This is a genomic window from Pseudomonas sp. NY15354, from assembly GCF_048068075.1.
GTDB lineage: Bacteria > Pseudomonadota > Gammaproteobacteria > Pseudomonadales > Pseudomonadaceae > Aquipseudomonas > Aquipseudomonas guariconensis_C.
In genome coordinates, this window is record NZ_JBLUPV010000025.1 from 64,657 (window position 1) to 70,656 (window position 6,000).

Sequence of the window (6,000 nt, forward strand, 5' to 3'; positions counted from 1 at the left end):
TGTGACTCAGATTGGAAAGATTAGTTATTCAATGTATCTCGTTCACTGGCCTTTGCTGGTATTTGCCAGTTATGCGCTTTTAGGTAATCTAAAAGGTCTGCATAAATTTTTACTGGTGCTAGGTACTCTTGCTCTCTCTCTCTCTCTCTCTCTCTCTGCTCCTTTATTATTGCGTGGATAACTATTTTCGGTATCAGCGGGCGGCTCGGTTAAGTGGTGCTGAATTTTCTTTAGTGACCGCGTTTGTCGCGATTTTAATGATAATTCCAGCTGCTAGCAGCTGGGCGCAAAACGGATGGGCATGGCGAATCCCGCAAGAGATTCGGGAAATCGGAAATATCGATCAGAGGGAAGGCTCCATATACGTTTTTGCACAAATCAGATCCCTGGACGAAAAAGAAGGATTTGACGTCGCGCCTGAGAAAAAGAAAGTTTTGGTGATTGGAGATTTGCAGGCCGGTGACTTAGTGAATATCCTCAATGAGCAGGATATCTCGCTAAGTTCAATATGGTATGGTATCTCGGGTTGTGGACAGCGCTTGCGGTACGCCATTGATGGAAAAAGGGAAGCAAGAATCATTTCTCACCCAAGTAAACCCGATAACCATAAAGCAACCCGAATACGTAAAGCGTTGCGAATTAGGGCTTGCGAGGGCCGGAAATCAGAATTTAATTTCGCAAGTCGATAAGATATTTGTTGCGTTTTATTGGCGTGACTTTGCTGAGTCTTACTATTTGGAGGCGCTCAGAAATCTCTCGGCTCATACTAAAGCTGAAATTTACATTTTCGGCAGAAAGGATCTGTCGAAGGATAGTGCATTCATTGCCACAAGTCTCGGAAGAACGGCCGGCCTAAGTCGCTACGCTGCAAATTATAAGAGTCTTGATACCGAAAAAATCAATGCCCCACTAAAGCTGATACCAAACACCGTATACATAGACATGATGCAGGCGACTTGCCCGGCTGTCGATGAATGCCTTGTAGTTGACGGTAAGAGCAAGCCTGTATTTTTCAATGCGGCGCGCCTTTCAAAGGAGGGAGCAATTATATATGGGCAGGCCACAATAGCTTTGCTAGAGAAGGCTCAATCAGCCTCTATCGTTTTAAAATAGGTGGCGCTGGCGCATCGAAGTGATTTCGTACAGTGCTTCTTCCATGGCCGGGTTGCTCAGCGAAAACCAGTTCTGCAGCAGGTGAATACGCAGCATGGTTTCCAGTGGGTACGGCTTGCGACCACCGCGGCCTTTGGAAATGCGGCTCGATCAATACCACCAAACCGCTCCACGGTACAACCTGCTCCATCTCGGCTAGGAAACTCTCACGGCGGGTCTGCTTGTGCTTACTGGCGTACTCGAAATCGGAAAAGCTCATCTGAGTCATGGGTAATGCTTGTTGGGGGCTGAGCGGAGGGCTATTTCAGCACAGGTCGAGCGGCCTGTGCTGACTTGATCGGAGAGTCCTTATAGGTTATCGCGTGAGGCCTGTGAGAAGGTGGCAGGCTTTTGGGCCAAGGGGCGTTGATTTTCAGGGCGGTGAGCTATTGGATCTCCGGTCTGGTGGCGTGCTGGCAGTTTAGTCTCAAGTGCTCCATCCGGTGACTTTTCATGGGCTGAATGCCATCCTGGAAATGACAAGTGGCGAGGTCTTGGCGTACCATCGCCATCATTCGAGAGCAATATCAAACAGTGAGATGTTTGAATTGTGAATCTGCGAGACATTAAGAACCGACCAGCCATGCCTACCGCAGCCGCTCCACCCTTCGGTACCTCCCCAGATAAGCCGAACAACCCATGTTTAATTGCGATTCTTCTCTGCACCTACAATGGCGCTGAGTACTTGCGTGAGCAACTGGACTCCTTTATTCGTCAAACCCACTGGAACTGGGTTGCATACGCCTCGGATGATGGGTCGACGGATGGCACTCTCGAGATCCTGGCAGAGTATCAGCGTGCGCTGGGCGAGCGACTTGTGATACTGCATGGCCCTCGTCAGGGCTTTGCCAGGAACTTCATCTCTCTGATTTGCAATCCCGCAGTCAGGGGAGAGTATTTTGCATTCAGTGACCAGGATGACATCTGGCTGCAAGACAAGCTGGCTAGGGGGGTGACGGCGCTACGGACCGTGAGTCACGAAGTTCCGGCGCTCTACTGCTCGAGAACCGAACTTGTCGACAGATCGGGGAGGCATCTAGGATTTTCGCCGCTATTCACCAAGCGTCCAGGGTTGCGTAACGCGTTGGTTCAAAGCCTCGCGGGCGCCAATACCATGCTGATCAATCTCCGAGCCCGTGAACTGCTCCGTTCGACGCCGGAAGATGCTCAAATCGTGGCGCATGATTGGCTCACCTATCTGATCGTCAGCAGCTACGGGGGGGGGATTGTATACGACCCCGTTCCAACGCTCTTGTACCGCCAACACGGTGGAAACCTGATCGGCTCCAGCACGGCAATCAAGAGTCGTTTGATCAGGTTGAGCAAGACTTTTTGCGGGCATTTCAGCGAATGGAACGAGATGAACCTGAAGGTCTTGCAGCAACATAAAGCCTGCTTGGGTCTGGAGCATCGTCAACTTCTAGAGCAGTTCGCACTCGCCAGAAGAAGCCCGTTGATCAAACGCTTGAAATTGCTTTTGCAGACAAGGGTGTATCGTCAAACATTTTCTGGCAACGTCAAATTGTTGGTTGCCGCCTTGTTCAAGCAGCTGTGAGGTGTTTATTCGCCCTTGATAGAGTGCGAGTTTGCAGCAATCGCCCTGCCTTCAGGTCTGCGCGAGCCGGGGCGGGCTTCTGGCGGGAGGATCGCATTCGGTCGGCAGGCATCAGCAGGGAGGGCATATGCTTTGCTTGACAGGCAAAAAAAACATACTATTCACCCTTCGCAATATTTGCTCTCGTCAGGGACGAAAATGAATCACCTTACCATCGCCAAGCAAGCACTCATTGCCCAGGCCGAGGCTGTTACTCAGTTGGCTGATCGCATTGATGGCGAATTCCAGCATGCCGTCGAGTTGATTCTTGGTTGCCAGGGTAGAACCGTCGTTTGCGGGATGGGAAAATCCGGCCTGATCGGTCAGAAGATGGTCGCGACCTTCGCTTCCACTGGAACCCCAAGCTTCTTCCTGCATCCTGCGGAAGCTTTTCACGGCGACTTGGGCATGCTCAAGCCTATCGATGTGCTGATTCTCATCAGCTACAGCGGTGAAACTGAAGAGCTAATCAAGCTGATCCCGAGCCTGAAGTCATTCGGCAATCGCATCATTGCCATGACCAGTAACGGGGCGTCCACATTGGGCAAGCATGCCGATATCTGGCTTGATATTTCGGTCGCCCGCGAGGTTTGCCCGAACAACCTGGCGCCGACCACTTCGACCTTGGCAACCATGGCGATGGGGGATGCATTGGCTGTGGCGTTGATGGAAGCGATTCAATTCAAGCCCATGGACTTCGCCCGTTATCACCCCGGTGGCAACCTTGGCCGCAAGCTGTTAACCCGAGTGCGCGATGTGATGCACGCGCCGGCGCCGATCGTTGCAAGCACGACCAGTTTCCATGATTGCTTGCTTGTGATGACCCGCAGTCGCCTTGGCCTGGCCCTGGTCATGGATAATGACAGATTGGTTGGCATTGTGACTGATGGCGATCTGCGCCGGGCGCTGTTGGATGATCAGGGTATCATCCATCGGACGGTCGCACTGTTCATGACGGCGAATCCGCATACGATCGGGCAAGACGCACAGCTTTCGGAGGCCGAGGCTTACATGCTGGAGAAGAAGATTCGTGCATTGGCGGTAACCGACGGTGTGGGAGCGGTAGTAGGGGTGGTCGAAATCTTCGATTGAGTGATAGTTGGCCCAATGCCTGCGCGTACTTCCGACAGATTGTCGGATCGTCGGCCAGTGCGTTGCGTGCGAGGGCCACGAGGTCGTTCGCTTGGTCGAAATTTGCTACCGTGGCGCAGGGGCGCGTCGAAAGCACTCGAGTGCCTGGCGCAGCAGTTGTGTAACAACAGCTGCCGGCATTTTTTGATAACTTGCTCGAAGTAAAGGTATATTGATGCACGCTATTCCATTGGCAATCCCCGATGTCATCCTGTTCACTCCCAAGGTTTTTGGTGATGAACGTGGTTTTTTCTTCGAAAGCTTCAATGCTCGTATTTTCAATGAAGTGACTGGCCGGCAGTACGATTTCGTCCAAGATAACCATTCCCGTTCGGTGAAAGGTGTATTACGTGGCTTGCATTATCAATTGCCGCCTCACGCCCAAGGCAAGCTGGTGCGTGTTGTACAAGGTGAAGTATTCGACGTGGCGGTAGACATCCGTCGCAGCTCGCCAACCTTTGGCAAGTGGGTTGGTGCCGTCTTGTCCGCTGAGAACCATAACCAGTTGTGGATTCCGCCAGGATTTGCCCACGGTTTCGTGACCCTGAGTGACACCGTGGAGTTTCTTTACAAGACCACTGACTTCTATGCAGCCCAGAGCGAGCGCTGTATTGCTTGGAACGATCCGCAGATTGAGGTCAAATGGCCAATCGATTTCGAGCCCTTGCTCTCTGCCAAAGATCTGGTTGGTAGGGCATTGGAGCAGGCCGACCTGTTCGATTGAGGCGAGGATTTCTCCATCTGTTTGAGTAGGGGCTGTACGCGCTTGCCGTGGGAATCTTTACCAGGCGGAGGCGTAATATGGAGAGACGTTTAATTCGGTCACAATTCCAGCGCTACGATGCGCTGGTGTGACGGTGCATGAGTCACTAGATTGGAAGTGCAGCCATGGAAACAGCTGCATAACCCTTCAACTCAAAGGAGTGACCCTACATGCGCAATACTGTCCTCAATTTCCTGCTGCTCCCACTCTTCGCCGGGCTGTCTTTTTCGGCGAATGCCGAGCCGACCACTGTCGGTGCGGTTAAAGAGCCTATGCTATTGGTACATCAAGTCGACGCTCAGTCGGCGCTGGTCGATTTGAACAAGGCTGACGCAGCCACCTTGCAGCGGGAACTGAATGGGATTGGCAAGGCTAAGGCCGATGCCATCGTGGCCTACCGAGAAGCCAACGGGCCATTCACGTCAGTGGATGAGCTGTTGGAGATCAAGGGTGTAGGCAATGCGTTGCTGGAGCGAAATCGCAGTAAGGTGACGGTTGAATGACGTGGTCGTTGAGTAGCGCAATACTGTTCGCGTAAGGCTCGGGGCGGTTGTATCGGCCTCACCCAAAGCCCATCGCCGATGGGATGGCGATGGGCTGCAAAGCGAGCAGGGCGATACGTGGAAAGCCTCACGGTCCTTGCTTGTCCTGCGCATCCTTGGCATCGGTTTCAACGTTGCGCTTATGTACTTTTCGGAGTTGCTCTTCCGTCAAAGGCAGTTTTTTTGCCGTATCGCGTCAAATTTCATGACATTTCCAACATCACTGCCATGGCGGTCAAGGCTGCGGCTGAGATGGGCGTGTGGATGGTCAATGTGCATTGCTCGGGTGGCCTGTGGATGATGTCGGCCTGTCGTGAAGTGCTGGCCAAACGCAGTGGTCTGTAACCCTTGCTGATTGGTGTGACCGTGCTGATCAGCATGGAGCGCGAAGACCTGGCCGGCATCGGCCTGGACGTCGATCCGCAGGAGCAAGTGCTGCGTCTGGCGGCGCTTGCTGAGAAGGCTGGTATGGATGGCCTGGTGTGCTTGGCGTTGGAAGCCCAGGCATTGAAGGCTATGCATCTCTCGTTGTAGTTGGTCACCCCTTGGTGTTCGCCCAGCAGGCGGTGCTCAAGATGATCAGCGTCGGATCCTGACCCCGCGCAGCGCTGGCAGCTGCCGCGGCAGAAATTCACGGCTGATGCTTAGCATGGGCATCTGGCCTGTCACATTTGGCCAGAAGCGCGATGCCTGGATGCTGAAAAAAAGGTTCTTCACGGAATCCCGGGAAAGACAGAAACAAGAACGCCGGTTTGATGGATGATGTTCGTGCGAGCAAACACATCTACAAACCGGCGTTCTTGTGCACGATATTAATA

5 protein-coding genes and 3 pseudogenes are annotated in these 6,000 nt (G+C 52.9%); 6 read left to right on the forward strand and 2 right to left on the reverse strand.

The window, feature by feature from the left end; all coding sequences use genetic code 11:
• Positions 1–555 precede the first annotated feature (555 nt).
• Entirely contained in the window at positions 556–1,113 is a 558-nt protein-coding gene (locus tag ACNFCH_RS20050) for a hypothetical protein (protein WP_416743455.1), read from the forward strand.
• Positions 1,114–1,119: 6 nt separating this feature from the next.
• Here the strand turns inward: ACNFCH_RS20050 and ACNFCH_RS20055 are convergent.
• A pseudogene (locus tag ACNFCH_RS20055) lies at positions 1,120–1,381 on the reverse strand (transposase); the annotation flags it as partial.
• Positions 1,382–1,735: 354 nt separating this feature from the next.
• Here ACNFCH_RS20055 and ACNFCH_RS20060 point away from each other — a divergent pair.
• The 4 genes from ACNFCH_RS20060 to ACNFCH_RS20075 all read left to right on the forward strand — a co-directional run bounded on the left by ACNFCH_RS20060 (position 1,736) and on the right by ACNFCH_RS20075 (position 5,143).
• The gene (locus ACNFCH_RS20060; protein WP_416743457.1) at positions 1,736–2,707 is read left to right on the forward strand and encodes a glycosyltransferase family 2 protein; all 972 of its coding nucleotides are present in this window, start codon (positions 1,736–1,738) and stop codon (positions 2,705–2,707) included.
• 198 nt (positions 2,708–2,905) lie between these two features.
• Positions 2,906–3,838 carry a KpsF/GutQ family sugar-phosphate isomerase gene (locus ACNFCH_RS20065; RefSeq protein WP_416743459.1) on the forward strand — a complete coding sequence of 311 codons (933 nt, stop codon included), beginning with the start codon at positions 2,906–2,908 and terminating at the stop codon, positions 3,836–3,838.
• 214 nt (positions 3,839–4,052) lie between these two features.
• The gene (gene rfbC, locus ACNFCH_RS20070) at positions 4,053–4,601 is read left to right on the forward strand and encodes a dTDP-4-dehydrorhamnose 3,5-epimerase (protein ID WP_416743461.1); all 549 of its coding nucleotides are present in this window, start codon (positions 4,053–4,055) and stop codon (positions 4,599–4,601) included.
• Positions 4,602–4,810: 209 nt separating this feature from the next.
• The gene (locus ACNFCH_RS20075) at positions 4,811–5,143 is read left to right on the forward strand and encodes a ComEA family DNA-binding protein (protein ID WP_416743463.1); all 333 of its coding nucleotides are present in this window, start codon (positions 4,811–4,813) and stop codon (positions 5,141–5,143) included.
• Between the two features lie 127 nt (positions 5,144–5,270).
• Here ACNFCH_RS20075 and ACNFCH_RS20080 read toward each other — a convergent pair.
• Positions 5,271–5,378, reverse strand: a pseudogene (locus ACNFCH_RS20080) (DUF2897 family protein); the annotation flags it as partial.
• Between ACNFCH_RS20080 and ACNFCH_RS20085 the strand changes: the two are divergent.
• Positions 5,378–5,792 (forward strand): annotated as a pseudogene (locus ACNFCH_RS20085) (orotidine 5'-phosphate decarboxylase / HUMPS family protein); the annotation flags it as partial. The pseudogenes ACNFCH_RS20080 and ACNFCH_RS20085 overlap by 1 nt on opposite strands.
• Between the last annotated feature and the right edge of the window lie 208 nt (positions 5,793–6,000).

Bases quoted from the DNA above. Each gene is read 5' to 3' on its own strand.
- ACNFCH_RS20050 (WP_416743455.1), top strand. From the start codon at position 556: ATGGAAAAAGGGAAGCAAGAATCATTTCTCACCCAAGTAAACCCGATA.
- ACNFCH_RS20060 (WP_416743457.1), top strand. From the start codon at position 1,736: ATGCCTACCGCAGCCGCTCCACCCTTCGGTACCTCCCCAGATAAGCCG.
- ACNFCH_RS20065 (WP_416743459.1), top strand. From the start codon at position 2,906: ATGAATCACCTTACCATCGCCAAGCAAGCACTCATTGCCCAGGCCGAG.
- rfbC (WP_416743461.1), top strand. From the start codon at position 4,053: ATGCACGCTATTCCATTGGCAATCCCCGATGTCATCCTGTTCACTCCC.
- ACNFCH_RS20075 (WP_416743463.1), top strand. From the start codon at position 4,811: ATGCGCAATACTGTCCTCAATTTCCTGCTGCTCCCACTCTTCGCCGGG.